Origin of the sequence: Halomonas alimentaria, assembly GCF_009902005.1 — a bacterium.
GTDB lineage: Bacteria > Pseudomonadota > Gammaproteobacteria > Pseudomonadales > Halomonadaceae > Halomonas > Halomonas alimentaria.
In genome coordinates, this window is sequence record NZ_WUTT01000001.1 from 2740923 (window position 1) to 2763856 (window position 22934).

At 65.4% G+C, this 22934-nt stretch carries 20 protein-coding genes; 10 read left to right on the forward strand and 10 right to left on the reverse strand.

Annotated features, from left to right (window positions below):
* Positions 1–38 precede the first annotated feature (38 nt).
* Genes GRB96_RS12970 through GRB96_RS12980 form a run of 3 tightly spaced genes read left to right on the forward strand, consistent with a single transcriptional unit; the run spans position 39 to position 4913 of the window.
* Positions 39–1070 carry an HlyD family secretion protein gene (locus GRB96_RS12970; RefSeq protein WP_240894166.1) on the forward strand — a complete coding sequence of 344 codons (1032 nt, stop codon included), beginning with the start codon at positions 39–41 and terminating at the stop codon, positions 1068–1070.
* Entirely contained in the window at positions 1067–3796 is a 2730-nt protein-coding gene (rbbA, locus tag GRB96_RS12975) for a ribosome-associated ATPase/putative transporter RbbA (RefSeq protein ID WP_161432530.1), read from the forward strand. Before GRB96_RS12970 ends, rbbA begins: the two co-directional genes overlap by 4 nt.
* Position 3797: 1 nt before the next feature.
* Complete coding sequence (locus tag GRB96_RS12980; RefSeq protein ID WP_161432531.1) at positions 3798–4913, forward strand: ABC transporter permease; 1116 nt, start codon at positions 3798–3800, stop codon at positions 4911–4913.
* Between the two features lie 3 nt (positions 4914–4916).
* On the opposite strand, the gene GRB96_RS12985 is transcribed toward GRB96_RS12980, so the two are convergent.
* Positions 4917–5759, reverse strand: coding sequence for a fructosamine kinase family protein (locus GRB96_RS12985; protein ID WP_161432532.1), 843 nt, complete (start codon positions 5757–5759; stop codon positions 4917–4919).
* A 149-nt stretch (positions 5760–5908) separates the two neighbouring features.
* Positions 5909–6415, reverse strand: coding sequence for a fasciclin domain-containing protein (locus GRB96_RS12990; RefSeq protein ID WP_161432533.1), 507 nt, complete (start codon positions 6413–6415; stop codon positions 5909–5911).
* A 226-nt stretch (positions 6416–6641) separates the two neighbouring features.
* On the opposite strand from GRB96_RS12990, the gene GRB96_RS12995 reads away from it, so the two are divergent.
* On the forward strand, positions 6642–6956 hold the full coding sequence (locus GRB96_RS12995) for a YqfO family protein (protein WP_161432534.1): 315 nt from the start codon (positions 6642–6644) through the stop codon (positions 6954–6956).
* Between the two features lie 85 nt (positions 6957–7041).
* Here the strand turns inward: GRB96_RS12995 and GRB96_RS13000 are convergent, their stop codons facing one another.
* On the reverse strand, positions 7042–7599 hold the full coding sequence (locus GRB96_RS13000) for an NUDIX hydrolase (protein ID WP_161432535.1): 558 nt from the start codon (positions 7597–7599) through the stop codon (positions 7042–7044).
* A gap of 78 nt (positions 7600–7677) precedes the next feature.
* Here GRB96_RS13000 and GRB96_RS13005 point away from each other — a divergent pair, with 78 nt between their 5' ends.
* The 5 genes from GRB96_RS13005 (at position 7678) to GRB96_RS13025 (ending at position 11925) form a co-directional block, all read left to right on the forward strand.
* Positions 7678–8313: a CoA pyrophosphatase gene (locus tag GRB96_RS13005; protein WP_161432536.1), complete on the forward strand. Its 636-nt coding sequence runs from the start codon at positions 7678–7680 to the stop codon at positions 8311–8313.
* Between the two features lie 19 nt (positions 8314–8332).
* A complete protein-coding gene (locus GRB96_RS13010; protein WP_161432537.1) occupies positions 8333–9001 on the forward strand; it encodes a 2OG-Fe(II) oxygenase in 669 nt (222 codons plus the stop codon).
* On the forward strand, positions 9001–10563 hold the full coding sequence (locus GRB96_RS13015) for a PAS domain-containing sensor histidine kinase (protein WP_161432538.1): 1563 nt from the start codon (positions 9001–9003) through the stop codon (positions 10561–10563). Before GRB96_RS13010 ends, GRB96_RS13015 begins: the two co-directional genes overlap by 1 nt.
* Positions 10560–11207: a response regulator transcription factor gene (locus GRB96_RS13020; protein ID WP_161432539.1), complete on the forward strand. Its 648-nt coding sequence runs from the start codon at positions 10560–10562 to the stop codon at positions 11205–11207. Before GRB96_RS13015 ends, GRB96_RS13020 begins: the two co-directional genes overlap by 4 nt.
* A 277-nt stretch (positions 11208–11484) precedes the next feature.
* Entirely contained in the window at positions 11485–11925 is a 441-nt protein-coding gene (locus GRB96_RS13025) for a DUF411 domain-containing protein (RefSeq protein ID WP_161432540.1), read from the forward strand.
* Between the two features lie 87 nt (positions 11926–12012).
* Here the strand turns inward: GRB96_RS13025 and GRB96_RS13030 are convergent, their stop codons facing one another.
* Genes GRB96_RS13030 through GRB96_RS13045 form a run of 4 tightly spaced genes read right to left on the reverse strand, consistent with a single transcriptional unit; the run spans position 12013 to position 19959 of the window.
* Positions 12013–15252: a type I restriction endonuclease subunit R gene (locus tag GRB96_RS13030; protein ID WP_161432541.1), complete on the reverse strand. Its 3240-nt coding sequence runs from the start codon at positions 15250–15252 to the stop codon at positions 12013–12015.
* Positions 15252–16697, reverse strand: a complete 1446-nt coding sequence (locus GRB96_RS13035; protein ID WP_161432542.1) for a Fic family protein — start codon at positions 16695–16697, stop codon at positions 15252–15254. Before GRB96_RS13035 ends, GRB96_RS13030 begins: the two co-directional genes overlap by 1 nt.
* Positions 16694–17836: a restriction endonuclease subunit S gene (locus tag GRB96_RS13040; RefSeq protein WP_161432543.1), complete on the reverse strand. Its 1143-nt coding sequence runs from the start codon at positions 17834–17836 to the stop codon at positions 16694–16696. The genes GRB96_RS13035 and GRB96_RS13040 overlap by 4 nt, the downstream gene beginning before the upstream one ends.
* Positions 17833–19959, reverse strand: coding sequence for a class I SAM-dependent DNA methyltransferase (locus tag GRB96_RS13045; protein ID WP_161432544.1), 2127 nt, complete (start codon positions 19957–19959; stop codon positions 17833–17835). The genes GRB96_RS13040 and GRB96_RS13045 overlap by 4 nt, the downstream gene beginning before the upstream one ends.
* 178 nt (positions 19960–20137) lie before the next feature.
* Between GRB96_RS13045 and GRB96_RS13050 the strand changes: the two genes are divergently transcribed.
* Complete coding sequence (locus tag GRB96_RS13050) at positions 20138–20953, forward strand: M15 family metallopeptidase domain-containing protein (RefSeq protein WP_161432545.1); 816 nt, start codon at positions 20138–20140, stop codon at positions 20951–20953.
* Between the two features lie 11 nt (positions 20954–20964).
* On the opposite strand, the gene GRB96_RS13055 is transcribed toward GRB96_RS13050, so the two are convergent.
* The 3 genes from GRB96_RS13055 to GRB96_RS13065 all read right to left on the reverse strand — a co-directional run bounded on the left by GRB96_RS13055 (position 20965) and on the right by GRB96_RS13065 (position 22885).
* On the reverse strand, positions 20965–21939 hold the full coding sequence (locus GRB96_RS13055; protein ID WP_161432546.1) for an alpha/beta hydrolase: 975 nt from the start codon (positions 21937–21939) through the stop codon (positions 20965–20967).
* 101 nt (positions 21940–22040) lie between these two features.
* Positions 22041–22397, reverse strand: a complete 357-nt coding sequence (locus GRB96_RS13060) for a DUF488 domain-containing protein (RefSeq protein ID WP_161432547.1) — start codon at positions 22395–22397, stop codon at positions 22041–22043.
* A 47-nt stretch (positions 22398–22444) separates the two neighbouring features.
* Positions 22445–22885 carry a YtoQ family protein gene (locus GRB96_RS13065; protein WP_023005146.1) on the reverse strand — a complete coding sequence of 147 codons (441 nt, stop codon included), beginning with the start codon at positions 22883–22885 and terminating at the stop codon, positions 22445–22447.
* Positions 22886–22934 lie beyond the last annotated feature (49 nt).

Below are 22934 nucleotides of genomic sequence, written 5' to 3' on the forward strand. Positions count from 1 at the left end.
AACGCGTTACCAGGCGCTTGCTGAAGGCGGTCCTTGTCATGGCAGCGCTTGCCTTGCTGGCAGGGGTAGCCTGGTGGGCGCTGCAGCCGGAAACCGAGCATCCGGGCCTGACATCGGGAAATGGCCGAATTGAAGCCACCGAGATCGATGTTGCCACGCGGCTTCCCGGCCGCCTTGCTGAGGTACTGGTCGACGAAGGCGAGATCGTCGAGACCGGCCAAGCAGTTGCCCGCATGGATACCGCAACCCTGGAGGCCGAACTCGCCCAGGCCCAGGCCCAGCGGCGCCGCGCCGAGAATGCCCTGGAAACGGCCCGGGCCATGGTGGCACTCCGCGAGAGCGAGCTGAGCGCCGCCCAGGCGGTGGTCAGCCAGCGCCAGGCCGAGCTCGAAGCAGCGCGCAAGCGCTACGAGCGCGCCACCAGCCTGGTGGAGCGTAATGCCATCTCGCGACAGCAGTTCGACGACACCCTGGCCGCCTGGCAGAGCCAGCAGGCGGGCCTGGCCTCGGCGAATGCCCAGGTACTCTCCGCCCGTGCCGCCATCCGCGCCACCGAGTCACAGGTCATAGAAGCCCAGTCCCAGGTCGAGGCCAGTGAGGCGACCCTGACGCGTATCCAGGCCGACCTGGATGACAGCGTGCTGACGGCAGACCGCCTGGCCCGCGTGCAGTACCGGATCACCGAGCCCGGCGAGGTACTGGGGGCCGGGGGCAAGGTGCTCAACCTGGTCGATCTCACCAACGTCTACATGACCTTCTTCCTGCCCACCCGCGAAGCGGGCCGGGTGGCCATCGGCGACGAGGTCCGCCTGGTGCTGGACGCCGCGCCGGAATACGTGATCCCCGCGCGTGTCAGCTACGTGGCCAGCGTCGCCCAGTTCACCCCCAAGAGCGTGGAGACCGAGAGCGAGCGAGAGAAGCTGATGTTCCGCGTGCGCGCCAGGATCGATCCCGAACTGCTGCGCCGTCATATCGAACAGGTCAAGACCGGGCTGCCGGGCCTGGCCTACCTGAAGCTCGACGACGCAGCCAACTGGCCCGACACCCTCGAGATCCGAGTCACGCCATGAGTCCGCAGCAGGCAGCTCAGGTCGCCAGCATCGCGGGGGTAACCCAGCGCTACGGCGAAATCCTCGCCCTGGACAATATCAGTCTGGACCTTCCGGCCGGCCAGATGGTCGGCCTGATCGGCCCCGACGGGGTGGGCAAGTCCAGCCTGCTGGCGCTGCTCGCCGGGGCTCGACGCCTGCAGCAGGGTCAAATCGTGGTACTGGGCGGTGATATGCGCGATGCCCACCACCGGCGCCTGACCTGCCCGCGCATCGCCTATATGCCCCAGGGACTGGGTCGGAACCTCTACCCCACCCTATCGGTACGCGAAAATCTCGAGTTCTTCGGCAGGCTATTCGGTCAGGATGGCGCCGAACGGGATCGGCGTATCGCGACACTGACCCGCGCCACGGGGCTGGCTTCCTTTACTGAGCGACCGGCGGCCAAGCTCTCCGGCGGCATGAAACAGAAGCTGGGGCTGTGCTGTGCGCTGATCCACGACCCAGACCTGTTGATTCTCGACGAACCCACCACCGGCGTCGACCCGCTATCACGCAGTCAGTTCTGGGCGCTGATCGCAAGCATCCGCAGAGCGCGCCCGGAAATGAGCGTGATCGTTGCCACCGCCTATATGGATGAGGCCCAGCACTTCGATCACCTGGTCGCCATGGATGCCGGCCGGCCCCTGGCCAGCGGGTCGCCTGCAGAATTACTGGAACGCACCGGGACGCACGATCTGGAGAACGCCTTCATCGGCTTGCTGCCCGAGGCGAGGCGCCGCCAGCATCACCCCATCAGCATCCCGCAACGCACCGCCTGTGACAGCATCGCCATCGCGGCCCGCGGGCTGACCAAGCGCTTCGGCCACTTCACCGCCGTTGACAGCGTGGACTTCCGCATCGAGCGTGGTGAGATCTTTGGTTTCCTGGGCTCCAACGGCTGCGGCAAGAGCACCACCATGAAGATGCTCACCGGCCTGCTGCCGGCAAGCGAAGGCGAGGCCGAGCTGTTCGGCCAGCGGGTCGATCCCCGGGATCTGGCGATCCGACGCCGGGTGGGCTACATGTCCCAGGCATTTTCCCTGTATGGCGAGCTCAGTGTGCGCCAGAACCTCGCCCTGCACGCGCGGCTCTTCCATCTGCCCCAGGCCGAACACGAGGCGCGTATCGAGGAGATGCTCGAGCGCTTCGCATTGACAGTGGTTGCCGACAGCCTGTCGGGCGGGCTGCCGCTGGGCATTCGGCAGCGGCTCTCCCTGGCCGTGGCCGTGCTGCACCGCCCCGAGATCCTGATCCTCGACGAACCCACCTCCGGGGTCGATCCAGTGGCCCGGGATGCCTTCTGGCGGGAACTGGTCAGGCTCTCGCGGGAAGAGGGCGTGACCATCTTCATCTCCACCCACTTCATGAACGAGGCCCAACGCTGCGATCGGATCTCACTGATGCACGCGGGACGTGTACTGGCCTGTGACACTCCCGAGGCGCTGCGCAAAGAACGCGGCACCGACACCCTCGAGGAGGCCTTTATCGCCTGGCTCGAGGAGGCCTCCGACGAGCCTCCCGCCGACCTGCAGGCCACGCCCCGTGCAACCGGGTCGAACGCTCCCCAGCGCGATCCGCCGGCCTTCAGTCTCAAGCGTCTTATGAGCTACGCCCGGCGGGAGAGCATGGAGCTGCGCCGCGACCCACTGCGCGGCATCCTGGCCCTGTTCGGCAGCGTACTGCTGATGTTCATCATCGGCTACGGCATCAGCCTGGATGTCGAGAACCTCGACTATGCGGTCCTCGACCACGACCAAACCACCACCAGCCAGGCCTATGCCCTCAACCTGTCCGGTTCGCGCTACTTCACCGAACGCCCGGCATTGACCAGCCAGGCCGAGATGGAGGCACGAATGCGCAGTGGCGATATCAGCCTGGCGGTGGAGATCCCACCCGGCTTCGGTCGTGACCTCAAGCGCGGCGCGGTTCCCGAGATTGCCTTCTGGATCGACGGTGCCATGCCCACCCGAGCCGATACCATCAAGGGCTACGCCCTGGGCCTGCACGCCCACTACCTGCAGACCCTGGCTCGCGAGTCGGGGGCACCCATGGCAACCCCGGGCGTGGAGATCGTCCTTCGCTATCGCTACAACCCAGAAGTGGAGAGCCTGCCCGCCATGGTGCCGGCGGTAATTCCACTGCTGCTGATGATGATTCCGGCCATGCTCACCGCGCTCGGCGTGGTGCGCGAGAAGGAGATGGGATCGATCACCAATTTCTATGTCACGCCGGTCACCCGTACCGAGTTCCTGCTCGGCAAGCAGCTGCCCTACGTGGCCATGGGCATGGTCAACTTCGTCACCCTGGTGGCACTTTCGGTATGGGTCTTCAAGGTCCCCATCAGCGGCAGCCTTGCAACCCTTGGCCTGGCCGCCCTCCTCTATCTGCTGTGTGCCACCGGCCTGGGGTTGCTGATCTCATCGCTGCTGCGCAGCCAGATAGCTGCCATCTTCGGCACCGCGGTTCTCACCCTGATCCCAGCGGTGCAATTCTCGGGGATGCTCCACCCGGTCTCGGCCATGGAGGGCATCAGTGCCCTGGTCGGCCAGGCCTACCCCACCACGCACTTCCTGATCATCACGCGGGGAGTATTCTCCAAGGGCCTGGGCTTCACCGAGCTGTGGCCCTACTTCGTGCCGCTGCTGGTGGCGATTCCCCTACTGTCGCTGGCCAGCGTGGCCGGCCTACGCGACCAGGAGAAATAAGATGCCATCACTGGGCAATATCCTGCAGCTGGGGATCAAGGAGCTGCGCAGCCTGGCCGGGGACCCGGCGATGGTACTGCTGATCCTCTATGCCTTCAGCCTGAGTATCCATACCAGCGCCACGGCCGTCCCCGAGTCGCCGCATCGCGCCACCGTCGGGGTGGTGAACGAAGACGCCTCGGCCCTCTCCTGGCGGCTGATCGACGCCCTGCAAATGCCCTACTTCCTACCCCCCGAATCAATTACCCGGGAACAGATGGACACTGGCATGGATAGTGGTCGCTTTACCTTCACCCTGGACATTCCCCCCGACTTCCAGCGCGACCTGCTAGGTGGGCGCGGTGCCGAAATCCAGCTCAACGTCGACGCCACCCAGATCTCCCAGGCCTTTACCGGCGCCGGCCATATACAGCAGATCATGAACGCCGAGGTGGCCGAGTTCCTGGCCCGCCACCGCGCCGAACCGGTCATGCCGGTGGAGGCGGTGATACGCACCGCCTACAACCCCAACCTGGATCGTGCCTGGTTCGGTGCGATCAACTCGGTGATCGACCAGATCACCATGCTGTCGATCATCCTCACCGGGGCTGCGCTGATCCGCGAACGCGAGCACGGCACCATCGAGCACCTGCTGGTGATGCCGATCACACCACTGGAGATCATGCTGGCCAAGGTATGGTCCATGGCCGCTGTAGTGCTGGTCGCCTCGGCGCTGGCCCTGCGCCTGGTAGTCCAGGGCTGGCTGGAGGTGCCGGTGCGAGGTTCGTTGGAACTGTTCCTGCTCGGCGCCGCTCTGCACCTTTTCGCCACCACCTCCATGGGCATCCTGTTCGGCACCCTGGCCCGATCGATGCCTCAGCTGGGCCTGCTGATCATCCTGGTGCTTATCCCACTGCAGATCCTCTCAGGTGGCATGACACCCCGCGAGAGCATGCCCGAGCTGGTGCAGCAGATCATGCTCGCTGCCCCCACCACCCACTTCATCCAACTGGCCCAGGCGGTGCTGTTCCGCGGCGCCGGGGTCGCGGTTATCTGGCCCCAACTGCTGGCCCTGGCCGCCATCGGTGCCGGCTTCTTCGTGATTGCCCTGTCACGCCTGCGTCGCTCGCTGCAGTAACATTCACGATATGCCGGCCTCCAGCCGCGATACCGCACGTTCCACGGCTCCACGGTAGCCGCCGCCGAACAGCAGCAGGTGGTTGAGCAGCGGGTAGAGCTGGAACAGCGTCTCGCGTCGCGGCCACTCCACAGGCGGCTCGCCATCCCAGTAGGCCTCGAGGAAGGCCTCGCCCGGCGCACCGAACAGGGTCAGCATCGCCAGGTCCACCTCCGGATAGTGGCGATAGACCGCCGGGTCGATCAGCGCGGGCCCCGACGGCGTGAAGAGCACGTTGCCCGACCAAAGGTCCCCATGCACCAGGCTCGCCGGGGCGTCAGGCAGCCATGTCTCCAGGCCTTGGGCGATGGCCTCCACCCGGGCGCGCAATCGATGATCGAGTAGACCTTTCGCATGGCACGCCTCGGCCAGCGGCAGCAGCCGACGCTCGCGCTGGAAGGCACGGCCATCGGAGAGCGGCGCATTGGGCTGGGGAGTCCGCCCGCAGGCGTTGTCACAAGGCCAGCCATGGGACTCGCCGGTAGCCTCATGCAACCGTCGCAATCCCTCGCCCAGGGCCACCGGATCACGGCGGCCGGATGACACCTCAAGCGCCTCCATCACCAGCCAGCCATCGCCTTCGGCCAGCACCTCGGGCACCACCAGCCCCGAGCCTGCCGCCGCCAGGGCACGCAGCCCATCGGCCTCACCCGCCAGGCGCTCGGCGGCGTCACGCTTGACCACCACCTCGCCACGGTCGGTGGCCAGGCGATAGACCGCGGCGATATCGCCACCCGAGAGGGGCTCGAGCCCACCTCTCGGCGTCAGCCCGGCTGCGGCCAGGCAGCTCTGCAGACTCGACTCCATGCGTTTCCTCCCACTGTGACCAGAAGCACCAGGCTTGCCGCCGCAGAGACGGCCGTCAAGGGGGCACCCGGCACAAAAAAGCCGCCCGGGGCGGGGCGGCAAGCAGGGACAGAGCATGGACTAGCAGATCAGCGGTCTACCGCTGGGACTCACTCAGGCATCAGCACACTGTCGATCACGTGGATGACACCGTTGCTGGTCTCGATATCGGCCTGGATGACGGTGGCGTCGTCGATCATCACACTGCCATCCATGGTGGTAATGGTCAGGTCCTGACCCTGGACGGTGGTAGCGCTGTCGGCGGCCATGGCGTCCTCGGCCATGATCTTGCCAGACACCACGTGGTAGGTGAGGATCGCCTGGAGCTGATCGCGATTCTCCTCCTCCAGCAGCGACTCCACCGTGCCCTCGGGCAGGGCGGCAAAGGCCTCGTCGGTGGGTGCGAAGACGGTGTAGGGCCCCTCGCCCTTGAGGGTCTCGACCAGGTCGGCGGCCTGGACCGCGGCCACCAGAGTCTCGAACTGACCGGCCTCCACGGCGGTATCGACGATATCCTTCTTCATTCCGTGATGGTCGGCCTGGGCGGCGGCAGAAAGCAGCACGCCGGCGGCAGCGGAGGTCATCCAGCCAACGGTCTTCATCTTCTTGTGGATCATGGTCTCACCTCGTTCACGGTGGCCCCGGCAAGGGGCCTGGTGTGGTCAGGGGAACGACCCGGCGGCGACTGCCGCATAGCTGTACAGGTCAACTTATTTGTACATGTATTGAACAAGAAGTTCACCCCTGTCGCAGAATTTTTTTTCGACGCCAGGCGAGAGGCTGACGAGACGGCCCGGGGTATGGCACAAGGGAGTGGATGACAGACAGTCGAGGAGAGCGATCATGTACAAGCTGGCCTTCTTCGTCCCCGTGGAGGACGCCGAGGCGGTCAAGGAGGCGGTATTCGCCACCGGCGCCGGGCGCATCGGTGACTACGAGGCGTGCTGTTTCCAGACCCGGGGCACGGGCCAGTTTCGCCCCCTGGAGGACGCCGACCCGCATATCGGCCGGGTCGGCGACCTGGAGCGGGTGGAGGAGCTCAAGGTGGAGCTGGTCTGCGAGGATGCGCTGATCCGCGCGGCAATCGCGGCGTTGCGCCTCGCCCATCCCTACGAGGAGCCCGCCTTCGACGCCTGGCGGCTGGAGACGTTCGACTGAGTGGGGCGTGATCCACACCCCTCGAGTCCACTGCTGAGGCCCGGCTTCGTCGGGCCGAGCCGGGCGTATTCACGCGGAACCCCAGTCAGGCGGAACCAAAGTAGCGCTCGCGATCCTCGGCGGTGATGTCGCTGATATGCAGCGGATAGTCACCCTCGACACGGTCGCGATAGAAGTGCCGAAGGGTACGCTCGATGGTCGGGAAGGCGAGCTCGTCCCAGGGGATCTCATGCTCCTCGAAGAGCGCCACCTCGAGGCTCTCGGGGCCGGCATCGAAGCCACCGACCAGGTCGGCCAGGAACATCATGTAAACCTGGTTGATATGCGGCAGGTTGATCAGGGTGTAGAGGCCATGCACCGTCACCTCGGCGCAGGCCTCCTCGAGGGTCTCCCGGGCGGCCGCCTCGACGGTAGTCTCGGCATTCTCCATGTAGCCTGCCGGCAGGGTCCAGTAGCCCTTGCGCGGGGCGATGGCGCGGCGACACAGCAGAACCCGGCTGCCACTCACCGGCAGCGTGCCGGCGACGATCCGCGGGTTCTGGTAGTGGATGGTGCCGCACTCGTCGCACAGGTAGCGGGGGCGATCATCCCCTCGGGGGATCGCGAAACGCACAGTATGGCCACAGTGGCTGCAGAAGTTCATGGGGCTCCCAGGCAGGCGGGCGGACTTGACGCCGCGGAAGTCGGCCGGGTAGAAGATAGCAAACCCGACGGAAACTCCATGTTAGAGAAACTTCGTGAACGCCTGCAAGCACACCGCCCGAGCCGCCTGACACTGCGTCTGGCCGAGGCGGCGGTGCTGATGCCCATCGTCGACCGCCCCGAGCCGACCCTGCTGTTTACCCGCCGTGCCGCCCACCTCAATACCCACAGCGGCCAGGTGGCCTTTCCCGGTGGCAAGCGCGAAGCCCACGATCCCGACCTGCTGACCACCGCCCTGCGCGAATCCGAGGAGGAGATCGCCCTGCCCCCCCAGCGCGTGGAACTGCTCGGCCGGTTATCGGAGGTGGTCTCGCTGCATGGCCTGAGAGTCACTCCCTTCGTGGGGCTTATTCCGCCCGACCTGCCACTGGTCGCCGATCCCACCGAGCTGGACATCATCTTCGAGGTGCCGCTGGCGCTGTTCCTGGAGGATCGCCGCCACCATACCGACGTCATACCGGTGGACGGCCGCCCCTGGTATGTGCCCAACTACCACGTCGACGGCCAGGTGATCTGGGGGCTCTCGGCGATGATGCTGGTGGAGCTGCTGGCCGAGGGCTTCGGCCAGCCGATCGACCTGCATCGCGAACCTCCGGGGCCGCTGTGCTATTTTCCCGATCGCCTGCTGCGCATCCAGCAGCACGCCACCACCTGAGCCGCGGACCCGACGCCGAATGCAGATTGCCACGCCGAATGCCCCTCCCGTGCTGTCCCCCGCGACCCTGCCCCACCTGATCGACGCCCTGGTGGAACAGGGCTGGTACCTGGGCGAAGGGGTACTCGATGCCGGAGTCTGCGCCGCCCTGCATGCCGAGCTCTGCGACCGCGCCAAGCGCGATGCCCTGGCCGCGGCCGGTATCGGCCGCGGCAACGAGCACGCCCTGCGCCGCGACATCCGCGGTGACGCCATCCACTGGCTCGACCGCGAGAGTCAGGCCCAGCGGCGCTACCTGGCCGCCATGGGCGAGCTGCAGCATGCGCTCAACCAGGCGCTGTTCCTGGGGCTCTTCGAGTACGAGGCGCACTTCGCCCACTATCCGCCCGGGGCCTTCTATCGCAAGCATCTCGACAGCTTCCGTGGCCGCGCCAACCGGGTGATCTCCACGGTGGGCTACCTCAACCCCGACTGGCCCGAGGATGGCGGCGGCGAGATGCTGATATTCGCTGCCGACGACCCCGAGCGCGAGGTGGCTCGAGTCCGACCGGCGGCCGGCAACTTCGCCTGCTTCCTCTCCGAGACGGTACCCCATGAGGTGCTCCCCACCCGCCTGCCCCGCGCCAGCATCGCCGGCTGGTTCCGGCGCAATGCCTCGCTGGGCGGCCTGGTCGACCCGGCGCGCTGATGACCAGGCAAGGCGACACCACCCGCCTGGCCGACCTGGAGGCGCGTTGTGCCGAGCTGGAGGAGCACAACCGCGCCCTCGCGGCGCAGCGCGACCACTACCAGTGGCTGGCCGAGAGCAGCACCGACCTGATCTCGCGCCATGCCCGGGATGGCACCTTCCTGTACGCCTCCCGCGCCGCCCGCGACCTGCTCGGCTATGAGCCGGATGAGCTGATCGGGGTCTCCGCCTACGACCTCTTCCACCCCGCCGACCTGGCCGACCTGCTCAACAAGTCGCCGCGGGTCTACTACCACGATGGCTTCTACCAGCAGACCTACCGCTTCCGCGCCCGGGACGGCCACTACGTCTGGTTCGAGACCACCAGCCGCACCCGGCGCGACCCGCAGAGCGGCGAACTGCTCGACATCCTCTGCGTCTCCCGGGACGTGGGCCGCCGCATCCATGCCGAGGCCAACCGCGAGCGCCTGGCGCGGGTGGTGGAGTCGACCACCGAGTTCGTGCTGTTCATGGATGACGACGAGCGGCTCTTCTACGCCAACCAGGCCGCACGCCACCTCCTGCAGCTGCCGCGCACGGGCGGTACCGCGCACCTGGCCGATGCCTACGTCGAGGGCTCACTGACCGACCTGCGCGATATCGTGTTGCCTGCCGTGGCCCGCTACGGCTCCTGGAGCGGGGAGCTGGAGATGCGCGGCCCCGAGGGGCCGGTACCGGTACTCAGTGTGGTCATGGCGCACTCGGGGCCCGGCTCCGAGCCTGGCCATGTGTCGTTGCTCAATCGCGATATCCGCCTGCGCCAGGCCGCCGAGGAGCAGGCGCGCCAGCATCAGGCGCAGATCGCCCATGCCAATCGGCTGGCGACCACCGGCGAGCTGGCCTCCAATATCGCCCACGAGCTCAACCAGCCACTGGGCACCATCGCCAACTACGCCAGCGGCGCCCTGCTCAAGCTCGATGCAGGCCAGCCCGCCGAGGCATTGCGCCTGCCTCTCGAGCGGATCCAGGCACAGGTAGAGCGCCTCGCGGAGCGCCTGCGCCATATCCGCAGTTTCGTGCGCAAGGGACAGGTCCGGTCGCGCCCCGTGACGCTGGCCGAGGTGGTGGACGCCGCCTGCCGGCTCTGTGAATGGCAGTACCAGCAAGCCCGGGTCGACCTCGAACTGATCCTCGCGGACCCATTGCCACGGGTGGTCGCCGACCCGGTGGCGCTGGAACAGGTACTGGTCAACCTGCTGCTCAACGCCCTGGAGGCGTGTCGCGAGCAGCCCCGCGCCGGGCGGGTCGAAATCAGGGCCCGGCGCAGTGGGCGCCGCGAGGTGACCCTGACGGTCAACGACCAGGGCCCCGGGGTACCGGTCGACCAGGCAGAGAGCATCTTCGCCCCCTTCCATTCGGGCCGGGCCGAGGGCCTGGGCATGGGCCTGGCCATCAGCCGCTCGCTGATGGAGGCCATGGGCGGCAACCTGCGCCTGCTCTCGCCGGATGGTTCCGGCGGCGCCACCTTTGCCGCTACACTGCTCGCCGAACCCTCCCACGCCGACGCCATGACGCGCCCATGACCGACACAGCTCCACCCTGCATCGCCATCGTCGACGACGATGAGGCCCTGCGTGACTCCCTGGCCTGGCTGCTGGATTCCGTGGGCATCGCCAGCCGCCCCTTCGCCGATGGCGAGGCCTTCCTGGCCGCCGACCCTGCCGGCTTCGACACGGTGCTGCTGGACGTGCGCATGCCCGGTCTCTCGGGCCTCCAGGTGCAGCAGCGCCTCGCCGAGCGGGAGAACACCCCGCCGGTCGTCTTCATGACCGGCCACGGCGACGTGCCCATGGCCGTCGCCGCCCTCAAGGCCGGGGCCCGCGATTTCCTCGAGAAGCCCTTCAACCACCAGCAGCTGATCGATACCGTGCAGCAGGCCCTGCTGGCCCACCAGCAGGCGCGCCAGGCCCTCGCCCGCCTGGAGGCACTGCGTGAACGCTATGCGGCGCTGCGCCCCAAGGAGCGCCAGATCCTGGTCCACGTTGCCCGGGGCCTGACCAGCCGCGAGGTGGCCGACCATCTCGGGATCAGCCCCAAGACAGTGGAAGTCTACCGGCTGCGCGCCATGAAGGCGCTGGGTGCCGCCAACCTGGCCGAGCTGGTGCGTCTGTGCGTGGCGCTGGGCCTGGTGGAAGCGCTGCCGCAACATCCCGCCGACAGCGACTGATCCATCCGTGATTAGTGACAGGCAGCCCTTGACCATGGGGTAACCCATAGGTTTTAAGCTCATGGTAACCGCCAGTCGCGTCATCCCCACTAGCCTCATGATGACGCGCCTTGCCCCCGGCTGCTTGCCATCAGGCGCCGATCGGTCGCCGCAGCGTCACTTGCGCTGGATCATATACGACCGGAAGACGCACGGTGCACAATGGGGCATCCATAAGGCCGGCCGTCGCATGACCGGCAAGCCCCGGACGCCTTTCGCCACTCAGGAGAACCCTCATATGAAACGAACCCCTTCCTCCCTGCTCTTCTCCGCGTCGCTGTTGCTGGGTGCCGGTACCGCCCACGCCGCCCTGCCCGCCGAGGCGACCCTCTACAAGAACCCGCAGTGCGGCTGCTGCGACGAGTACGCCCGCCATCTCGAGGAGCATGGCGTCGAGGTGACCATCGTCGATGATGTCGAGCTGGGCAAGGTCAAGCAGGACGCCGGCCTGCCCTATGGCCTGGGCTCCTGCCACACCATCGAGATGGGCGAGTATGTCATCGAGGGGCACGTGCCCATGGAGGCGCTGGAGAGGCTCTTCGAGGAGCGCCCTGACACCGATGGCATCGGCCTTGCAGGCATGCCCATCGGCACTCCCGGGATGCCAGGGCCCAAGCAGGAGGCATGGAACGTCTACCAGTTCCGCGACGGCGAGCCCCAGCCCTTCATGACGCTGTAGAGCGTACCCACCACTGATCACGCGCCGCCACGGCCCTGGCCGGAGGCGGCGTCGCTGTAACGGGCACATACCCATGTCGAACGTGGCTCAGTGCAACGCCTGCCCTGAGTAGACCGGCGAGGGTACACGCGGGTAAGCCCGCATCACGTGCCGGAAGACCTCGCCTGTCTTCTCCAGCACCTCTTCCTCGCTGTAATGGTCCACCGGCAAACCGGTGCGGTCGTCCCACAGGAAGTCGCGGATGATGATCTGAACCGAATCGCGGCTGGACTCGCGCTCCTGCCAATGGTCGATCTCGGTGATCCTTACCTTCAGGTTCTCCAGCAGTTCCACCGACACCCGCTTGATGCGGCGAATCTCGGCGCCGCTGAGCTCCGGCTTGCGCAGCAGATCGAAGATCGCCAGCGACTCTTCATCCAGCCCCTCCCGCTTGGCCCGGGCCGCTTCTTCATCCAGTTCAGACAGCGTATCCAGCAGTCCCTCGAAGGTTTGCTCGACAGTCGCGCGATCCTTCTCGCGGTTGTAGTCGGCCACCAGCTTCTCGTAGTGGTTCTGGAAGTCGGTACGCAGCGGATTCTGCAGCAGCAGACGCTGCAGCTTCTGCTCGACCACCTGGCTCAACTCCTGCACCAGGGTGCGCTGCTGCTTGTGCCTTTCGAACTCCTTCTTGAGGCGCTCGAAGTCGATGGCGCTGATATCGTAGACGCCGGCTTCACGCACGCGATCGTTCGGCTCGCGAACCTCGATGGCTTCATCCACCACGCCATGCAGCTCGCGGATGATATGCGAGATATCAGCCTGCTCGCGGTCCTGTTGCAGGCTCTTGTAGACGATATCGATGGCATCCCGGTCGGCACGGCGGGCGTTGACGCCTTTGGCGTTCAGGCAGGCCTTGAACTTCTTGAACACCTCGCGGCACATCACCTCGAAGCGCTTGCGGCTCTCGTCGCTCTGGTTGGCCGCCTCCTTGCAAGCGACGATGGCCGCGTTACGCTCGAAGCCGCTGGTGGTTTGCACCGCCGCCAGCGAGGCCTCGCGCTCCTCAAGAAAGGTCCTGGTCATCGCCACCGCCTCATCCAGGTCGGCCAGCAGCTCTGCCTCTGGGCGTGCAGGATCGCGGCCATCCCCCGGGTCGCCGTTCCCGGTGGTGCCGGCGAAGGTCGCCAGTGCTTTGCGCAGATGGCGCAGGATGCCGCAGTAGTCGACGATCAGGCCGTTGTTCTTGCCCTCGCTGACCCGGTTGGCGCGGGCGATGGTCTGCATCAGGGTGTGGGCCTTGAGCGGCTTGTCGAGGTAGAGGGTGGCGAGGCTCGGCACGTCGAAGCCGGTCAGCCACATGGCGCAGACGATGGCGATACGAAACGGGTGCTGTTCGGCCTTGAAGGCGTCATCCAGGGCCATGCGCTGCATGTGGCGGAACTGGGGCAGCTCGCGCATCGATTCGGGGAGCGCCATGCCCTCCTTCATCAACCGTCGGTGGGGTGTGATATCCAGGTCCCAGCGGCGAAACTTCTCCTCCTCGCCCTGCTCCTCACTGACCACCACGGCCATCCGCGTCTCGCGCATCCAGGCGAGCTGCCGACTCTGGAACAGCTCCTCCTGCTCATCGGCGCACCTGGCCAGTGACCTCTCCAGCTCGTGGATCTTCGCGTCCCAGTAGAAGCCGATCAGCTTGTGCATGCGCACGCAGGTGATCTTGTCGATGCACACCAGCATCGCCTTGCCCGTCTCCCAGGCGTTGGCGTAGTGCTCGACGAAATCCTGGGCCACCCTGTCCAGCCGCTTGCCGGCGGTGATGATGTGATAGTCCCGCTTGAGATCCCGTTCGAGGCGCTGCTCCACGTCCACATCGTCGGTCTCGAACTGCTCCAGGCGCTCGGCGATGCGTTCGTTCATATCGCCGATGGCCACACCCAGCTTGTCGCCGCGGGCGTCGTAGTAAAGCGGCACCGTGGCCTGGTCTTCCACGGCCCGCTGGAAGTCATAGGTGGAAACGTAGTCGCCGAACATCCGCCGGGTGATCTCGTCGTCCTTGAACAGCGGCGTGCCGGTGAAACCGATCACGCTGGCCTGCGGTAGGGCGTTGCGCATGTTCAGTGCCAGGCTGCCGTACTGGGTACGGTGGGCCTCGTCGGAGATGACGATGATGTCGTCGCGCCGGTTGGGCGGCATCTCCGGGCGGAACTTCTGGATCAGCGAGAACAGGTAGGCCTTGTGCTGCCCCAGCAGCGCTTCCAGGTGATCGCCGCTGCCGGCACGGCAGGGGTCCCGATCGTTGTCCACCAGCCCACAGCCGGCATAGGTCTTGTAGATCTGGGTATCGAGGTCCTCGCGGTCGGTAAGCACCACGAAGGTGAAGTTGCCGCCCAGCTTGCGGTGCACCTTGCGGGTGAACATCACCATGGAGTAGCTCTTGCCGGAGCCCTGGGTGTGCCAGAACACCCCCAGCTTGCCCTGCCGCTGGCGGCGTTCACGCACCGCCTGCAACGCCCGGTTGACGCCCAGGAACTGGTGGTTGCGGGCGATGATCTTCTTCGGCTCGCCGGTGGAATCGTCGAAGAGGATGAAGTTCTCGACCAGGTCGAGGAAATTACGCCGCTCGCAGACACCCTTGAGCAGGGTTTCCATGTCCACCGAGCCCGGATCCTCCTCGGCCAGGCGCTTCCAGTCGGTGAAGTGTTCCCAGCGGCTGGTCAGCGACCCCAGCTTGGCCTTCTCACCGTTGCCGAACACCACCAGGGCATTGTGGTGGAAGAGGTGCGGCACCTCGCCCTTGTAGCTGGAGAAGTTCTGCTCGAAGGCAGCACGCAGGTGCTTGCCGATGTTCTTGCATTCCATGAACAGCAGCGGCAGGCCATTGACGAAGCCGATGATATCGGCACGGCGGCGGTAGAGGTCGCCCTGCACCCACAGCTCGCGCACGCAGAGGAAGTCGTTGTTGTCCGGCTCGTCGAAGTCGATGAGCCGCAGGCGCTCGCGGCAGCGCTCGCCCTTGGCGTCGCGGAAGGTGACCCAGACGCCGTCGCGCAGCTGAGCGTACTTGTCGCGGTTGGTGGCCGCCAGGGACTGGGCCACCGGCGAGGCCACCACCTGGCGCACGGCATCGTCATAGGCCTCGGCCGGCAGCCCGGGGTTCAGCCGAACCAGTCGCTCGCGCAGCGTGCGAGTGAGCACCACCTCGCGCTCGGAGCTTCGCCCCAGCAGGCTATCCGGCCCGAAGTCCTCCTGGTTCCAGGCCAGCACCGAGCGCCAGCCGAGCCGCTGTTCCAGATAGTCGGCGGTGGTCTGCTGGACCAGGGTATCTTCGCTGTAGGGGCTCGGGCTCATCACGCATCCTTGTCGTTCTGCTCCGGGGCGTGTTCCTCAAGATAGCGGCGACCGCGCTCGGTCAGCCGGTAGCGCTGCTTACTGCTGCGGGGCTTGTCGGGCAGAGTCATCTCTATCAGCCCCTTTTCCAAGGCAGGCACTAAATAAGCTTTACGGAAATACTCGGCATCCTTCAAGGAAAGCTTCTCCTGAAGCGCCTGCCGCGACATTTCCCCATCCAAGACCCCACACAGGCGAACTTCCGGGGTGACTTCCGGGGTGACTTCCGGGGTGACTTCCGGGGTGACTTTCGCAGCATCGGGACCCAGTCGCTCCTGGCCCGCCTCTTCGGCAATACTCGGCCGCGGAAAACGCAGCACGAACCAGTGCGGCGACACCTCGATCTCGGGCTCGGCCACGCCATACTCGGCGCACAGCCGGCGGATGCGCCGGATGCCGGAGCCGATATGCTCCACGGCCTCCATGCGGTGCAGCATGCCGAACAGCAGCGGGTTGCGCGGAATGCTCTTGACGCCCAGGTCCGCCTCGCTCATGCCGGCGGGCAGGCCGCCGGGGCTGACCACCTCGACCCGATCCTTGAACACGTAGACATGCACGTTGGCGGTGGATCGGTAGTCGCGGTGCACCAGGGCGTTGACCACCGCCTCGCGCAGCGCCTCCTCGGGCAGCTCGGGGCGCTCCTCGCGCTTCACGTGCTGGATGATGTAGGCGACGTTGAGCTTGGAGAGCAGCCAGGCAATGACTTCGTCGATCATCGAGTAGACGTCGCCGTGGAAGCCGCGGCGGTCAAGGATATGCACCTTGTCGCTGCCCATGAACAGGGCGCAGGCCACGTCGGCGCTGATGGAGAACTTCTGGATGTCGCGGGCCAGCAGCCAGGCGCCGGCGTGGGTCATCCTGCCGTCGTCGGTGAGCAGGTGAAGGTTCCTGAGCGCGGTAAGCGGCGGCATGTCGGCGGGAATGCGCGCCCGGCGCCGGAAGGTGTCCCAGGCCGCGTCGGTCAGGTCCTCCTCCAGGGAGAAGCGCTCACAGGGGGTCTCGTCGAAGTGGATCAGCCCCTCGCGGTAGAAGAATTCGCGGATCTCCTGGCGCGACATCTGCTGAGAGGAGGCGCCCTCGCGCAGGTAGAACTTGCCGCCGAAAGAGTAGGGTTTGCTGTGCTGGGCCGGCACGGTCACGCACAGCACCTCGCCGGTGCTCTCCACCTCCACGGCGATGGGCGGCTCAGCGGAGCGCGCCGTGGCCTGCACGTAGGACTTCAACTTGTTGTGGTCGGCCACCCCGACCACCTCGCCGGCATCGGTGACGCCGATCAGGATCACCCCGCCGGTGGCGTTGGCGAAGGCGCAGATCTCCCGCCCCAGGCCGGAGGTGCCGGCCTTCTTGAACTCGGTGGTAAAGCCCTCTCCGAGCGCGAGCAGGTCATTCAGCGCCTGGCGATTCATGCGGCCAGCTCTCCGCTCATCAGCTTGGGCAGCAGCAGATCGCGGGCCTTGGCAAGGCGTTCATTAGTCTTGGTTAACACGTCGACCTGACGGTAGAGGTCCAGTGCCTGCTCTTCGAATAACGAAAGCAGCATGGAAGGCGGAAAAAGCGCTTGGATGCGATGCACATCGTTACGATTCAGAGTCGGCACTGCTGCACCACCGTTGTACTGTTCAAGGTGCAGGTTAGCCAATAGGTGGCGAGCAAAATGCGGCTTAATTTTCTTGAAATCTTTGATCCAAAGCGTGGTATTCAGTGGCCAATAGTCATCACTAACATACATCACATGCCCAAGTGATCCGGAGCGCCCGGTTACCACACCAGGCCCAGAAACTTTCGCCTCTGCGTGATACCCCGTTATACCTGTTGAAGCATAGATAGGCACTTCGCCTTCTACCCGCTTCGACACTGGAAGATCAAAACCACGCTGAAGAGTGATCAAATCCCCAAGCGGAAGTGGCTCCCACCCCTCCGGCACGCCATTGGTGACCTTGACGTGTTCATGGCCGGGAAAGCGGAGATGGACGAACCACTCCTTGTAAAGCAGGCGGGCTGACTCCTCAAGGAGCTGGATACGGCGCTGATTATTTTCTATCAGATCATCATAACCCGCCAACATCTCTCCCACTTTCACTTGAACATCAAGGTGGGGAAGGTTAACTAGTGGCAACCGCCGAATATCTTTCATGTTTACATGCTTAGCAGTTGCGCCCGTTTCACCAGCCAATAAGGCAGCCTGCTGCGATGGGGAGAGCAGGTAATAGCAAAGAAAGGCTGGATCCACTTTTTTCTTATCTAGACGTAAATGCACAGTCCGTTGGCCTAAGCATACCTCTTGTCCCGGTTGGACCAAAGCAATATTCCCTGCCGGTGCTTCACGAGCGAGTATCAGGTCGCCAGGCTCAGGGACAGCTCTTCGAGTCCATTTCTGATATGTTTCATCAGATACACGATACGCTTTTTCTAGACTAAGCCTTCCCTTTCCAATATTTGGTGTTCTGATCAGCGGATAACCTGTCTCCTGCGTCGGCGCAGTCGCATGGAGGCAATCAACTATGAACTCGCAAACCTCATCAAGAGTTGCTGTGAGATGAGTCATACCCCCAACTCCTCGAAGTTGCGGCGGATCTTCGCGGCCAACTTGCTCGCCTCGGCATCGAGGTCGGCGAGCTCCACATGGATCCCTCGCAGGGCCTCCTCGAAGTCGAAATCCTCGTCCTCCTCTTCCGGGGCGACGCCCACATAGCGCCCGGGGGTCAGGCTCCAGTCGTTGGCGGCGATCTCCTCGATGCTGACCAGCTTGACCAGCCCCTCCACGTCGCGCAGCGTCGCCTCCGGGAAGCGCTCGGTGAGCCAGTGGGCCTGCTTCCAGACGTAGCGCACGGCCTTGAGCTGCTCGACCACCTCATGGCGCGCCGCGTCGGCGGCCTTGCGGGCACGGTTGATCTCACGGCTGGGCCACAGGCGGCTCTTCTTGGCGGCGTACTCCTGCTCGCAGCTGTCGATGACCCGGCAGGCCAGCTTGTAGAGCAGGTCCGTCTGCCTGACCAGGTCGCGGCTCGCCTCGGCCAGGGGCGTCAGGCGGTCGACGGCCTGCTTGAGGGCGCCGTTGGTCAATGATTGCCCGCGCCATTCTGCCTGCTCGGCGGTCAGGGTCTCGCGGAAGGCGGCGACATCGGTGGCAAAGGCGTGGCGGGCCTGGGCCAGCTCCTCGCGGGCCTCCGCGAGCGGCGCCAGCGAGGGAGAGGCGTCGTTGAGGCTATCGAGGAAAGGTGCGGCGCTCTCGCCCAGGGCATCCAGGGTCGTGTCGAAGTCAGCCAAGGGAGCGTCGGTGCTTCCCTCCTCATCCTGCCGCTCGAAGCAGGCGGCGGCATCACACAGGGTGCGCCGGCCATAGCCCTCCACCAGCATCAGGTAGCGCTCAGTCTCGCCGCGGTAGAGCCAGACGATGGCCTGGAGGTTCTGCTGCTGTTCGGGGCTGAAGTCGTAGATCTTGCGCGTCACCTGGCGATAGATCTGGCGGGCATCGATCATCAGCACCTTGTCGCGATGCTCGGCGGGCTTGGCACGGTTCAGGAACCACAGCTCGCAGGGCACGCTGCGCGTATAGAAGAAGTTGCCGCGGATGCCGATCATGGCGTCGACGTCGCCGGTCTCCACCAGCGCCTGGCGCAGCCGCGCCTCGTCGCGCCCGGCGCTGGAGGCCTGGGAGGACATCACGAAGCCCGCCCTGCCGCGCTCGCTGAGGTAACTGTAGAAGTAGCTGATCCAGACGTAGTTGCCGTTGGAGACCTTACCCTTCTTGTTCACCCCCGGCAGGCCGAAGGGCAGGCGCGGGTCGGCCTTGATCTTTTCGGCGTCGATCTCGTCGACGTTGAACGGCGGGTTGGCCATCACGTAGTCGGCCTTGCCGACCAGCTCGTGGGGGTCCTCGTAGTAGGTGATGGCGCGCTGGATATCGCCCTCCAGGCCATGAACCGCCAGGTTCATCTTGGCCAGTCGCACGGTGGTGGCGTTCTTCTCCAGGCCGCGGAAAGTGAGCCGCTCGCTAGGGTTGTCGCCATGCTCCTCCACGGTACGCGCGCTCTGCACGAACATGCCGCCGGAGCCGCAGGCCGGATCCAGTACGGTGCCGCGTTCTGGGTCGAGCACATGGGCGATCAGTGAGACCAGCGACACCGGGGTGAAGAACTCGCCGCCGTCGTGGGCGCCCTGGTCGGCGAACTGGGTGAGGAAGTACTCGTAGATGCGGCCGAAGACGTCGCCCTTCACCCGCTTGAGCTCGTCGGGGTTGAGGGTACGCAGCAGCTGGCCCAGCACCTCGTTGTCGAGCTCCTGGTATTCGCTCTTGGGCAGCACACCCTTGAGCGAGGTGTAGTCGTTCTCGATCGCCTCCATGGCGTCGATGATGGCGCGGGCGCGATCGGCGCTGTCCGGCAGGCTCACCAGGTGGTCGAACTGCGCCTCCGGGCGCAGGTAGATGGCGCTGCGCTGGGAGAAATCCTCTTTGGTGACCTCGCGGGTCTTGCCACCCCGCGACGGCAGGCTGGCCTGGATATCGTCCTTCACCGCCAGGTAGCGGCTGTAGGCGTGGCGCAGGAAGACCAGGCCCATCACCGGCAGGAAGTATTCATTGCTGGCGTAGTTCGAGTTGGCGCGCAAGTTGTCCGCGGCGCTCCACAGGCGCTTCTCCAGCGCCTGGATATGTTCGAGTTGAGCCAAGGCCCGCTCCGTTGCTGTTCCCTGTTGCCCCGGGCGGCCTAACGCCGCCCGAGCCTGAGTTCATTCGAATGAGGGAACAGTACCACCGAACGCGCTGGGCATCAGCCGCCTACACTAAGGGCAGCCGCCTAGCCATGCTGACAGGTGCGCCAGGATCACGGGATGAGGAGACCAAAACATGAACAAGACCGCCGTTCGTACCCTCCAACGGTTCCTTTCTGACCAGAAGACCTACAATGGCAGCATCGACGGCATTCGCGGACCGAAGACCCTTGCCGCCATCAATGCCACGTTAAGGAACCATGCCAGCCAATTGCCCGACGGGGCAGAGCGCTGGAGCGACCGACGACGCGCCGTCGCGTGCCTGCAGCTGGCCTGCCAACTGAGCAAGATCGAGGCCGGCCCCATCGACGGTCTCTGGGGTCCCCAGACCGAGTATGCGGCGAGCGTTCTGGCCACGCTGCAGACAACCGGCAGCAAGCCAGATCCCTGGCGCGACCGGCAGCCAACGGATGCCAACCCCAATAACTGGTATCGAGAGGCCGAGCTTGAACAGGCGCTGGGCTCGCCGACACGCAAGCCGCCGCTGACGGTAGTACCCTGCCCCTGGAAACTCGCGCTGGCTTGGGACCTCAACACCTGCCCCAGCGGCATCGGCTGCCACGAACTGGTAGCCGACAGCCTGGCTCGCATCCTGAGTCGGGCGCATGACCACTACGGGCCGCAACGCCTCAGGGAACTGGGTCTTCACCGGTATGGCGGCTGCTACAACAAGCGTCGCAAGCGCGGCGGCACCCATTGGTCGACCCATGCCTGGGGCCTGGCCATCGACTGGGACCCGGCCCACAACAAGCTCAAGTGGGGACGCGACCGGGCACGGCTGGCCCGGTTAGAATACGACACCTGGTGGCGCCTCTGGGAAGAGGAGGGCTGGGTCAGTCTGGGACGCACGCGCAACTTCGACTGGATGCACGTGCAGGCGGTCAAGCTATGACGCCAGGCACCTCAGCCCCGCAGGATGGTCATGCGGCGTGTCTCGTCTTCGGGGAAGACACGGCCACTCTCCAGGGCAACAAACAGATGCTGGAATACCACACCGGGCTCGCCGAACACCTCGCCGGAACGGAAGTATGAGTGCCCCTTGGGGTAGTCATAGCGGGTGTTGACGTCGTCGCAGTCGACCGCAAACACATTGCGTGCCACCCGGGCCATGTCTTCCGGCCCGGTGTGGCCAAGCCGCCGGGAAGCGATGCGGTTCTTCAGGTTGGAAGCCTTGCTGGCACGCAGCGCCAGGTCATCGGAGGCAAAGTAGACGGTCACGTTGCGAGAGCTGTGCACGATGAGCTCTCCGCTGCGCCCCTCCTCCAACGACTCGTTGACGATATCCGCGGCGACCAGGAAGGTATTGCGGAACAGCAGCGGCACCCCGCCCGGTAGTGAGTACTTGCGCCAGACGCGCAGCGTCTCGCGCAGCACGCGGTTACCCATGGAGTGGGCCAGCACGTTGATGCGCTTGAGGCAGGGGGTGGGGTCTTGCTCGAACTGCTCGCCCTCGCGCCAGTCCAGGAAACGCTGCAGCACCCGGGCGAAGGAGAAGGCGCTCAAGTCGGCAGATTCCTGATCGTCCCAGTAATCCTTGACCACGCCCAGGTCGTTGTCGCAGGGCCAGACCAAAGGGACCACCAGCACCTCGCCGGGCCTGGCGGCATCACAGAGCCCCTGAAACTCCCGAACCGCAGTGAATACGTCTTCGGGCAGGTTGGAGAAGCCATGAATATAGATCAGCACCTGGCGAGCCTCGGTCTCCTTGAGCCGCTGGAGGAAAGCTGAGCTGCCGATTTCCTGATAACTCCCCTCTGCCTGGCGCTCGCAGTAGAACACCGAGTTGCTGGAGGCGTTGTTGTTGAGATCGAAGGTGAAGTTGCGGTCGATTCGGGTACGGATGCTCTGGGTAGGAAAACGGTTGGTGATGAACAGCATGACGGCCACCTCGCAGGATGGCGGCAAGACACCGCCTTAACCTTGAAGTTAGCAGTTGCTGCGGATTTGGCGGCCTTGTCCCGTTAACGACTATCAGGTACCTAGCGCGGCTTGAGCATGGCCAGATACTGGGCGAGCACCACGGCGTTGTTGTGGTGCTCATCCTTGGCGGCGAACACCAGGGTCACGGGCTCCCGGGCGGCGCGCTCGGCCAGCGGTCGCAGGGTCTCGCGGTGCGCCTTGAGCTCGCGCAGGTAGCGGCGCCGGAACTCGCCCCAGCCGAGCTCACCAGCGTGGAAGGCCTTGCGCAGGGCGTCGCTGGGAGCGACCTCCTTCGGCCAGTCATCGATACGGGCGTCGGCCTTGGCCACGCCGCGTGGCCATAGCCGGTCGACCAGCACACGGTGTCCATCCTCGGGGGCAGGCGCCTCGAAGGCGCGCTTGAGGGCCAGGCTCATGGGCGTCCTCCTGTGATGGGTGACGCCCCCAGTGTAGCCGACCGACCTCAGGCCTTGAGCACGTAGCGCAGGATCTCGACCACCTGGTCGGTGGTGGTGCACCAGGCCTGGGCCTCGGCATCGACCTCCTTGAGCGGGTGGACGATCTCCTCGCCATGCAGGGTCACGTAGGGCTTGCCGAGTGCCGCGCAGTAGCCGGCGTCGAAGGCCGCGTTCCACTGCTTGTACTTGTCGCCGAAACGCACCACCACCATGTCGCTCTGCTCGATCAGGGTGCGGGTACGGATGGCGTTGACCTTGGAGGACTGGTGGTCGCGCCAGAACTGGCTGGGGGTCTCGCCGAGGTGGTCGCCGGCGGCATCGCTGGCGTCGTGGTCTGTCACCGGAGCGGTGAACACCACGTCGAGGCCGGCCGCCTCGGCGCCACGCCGGATCTCGTCGCGCCAGTCGGTATGGATCTCGCCGGATAGATAGACGTGAAAGCTCATGCAGGGCTCCTGAATGTCGAGGCTGGAGCCCCATGATAACGCGGCGAAC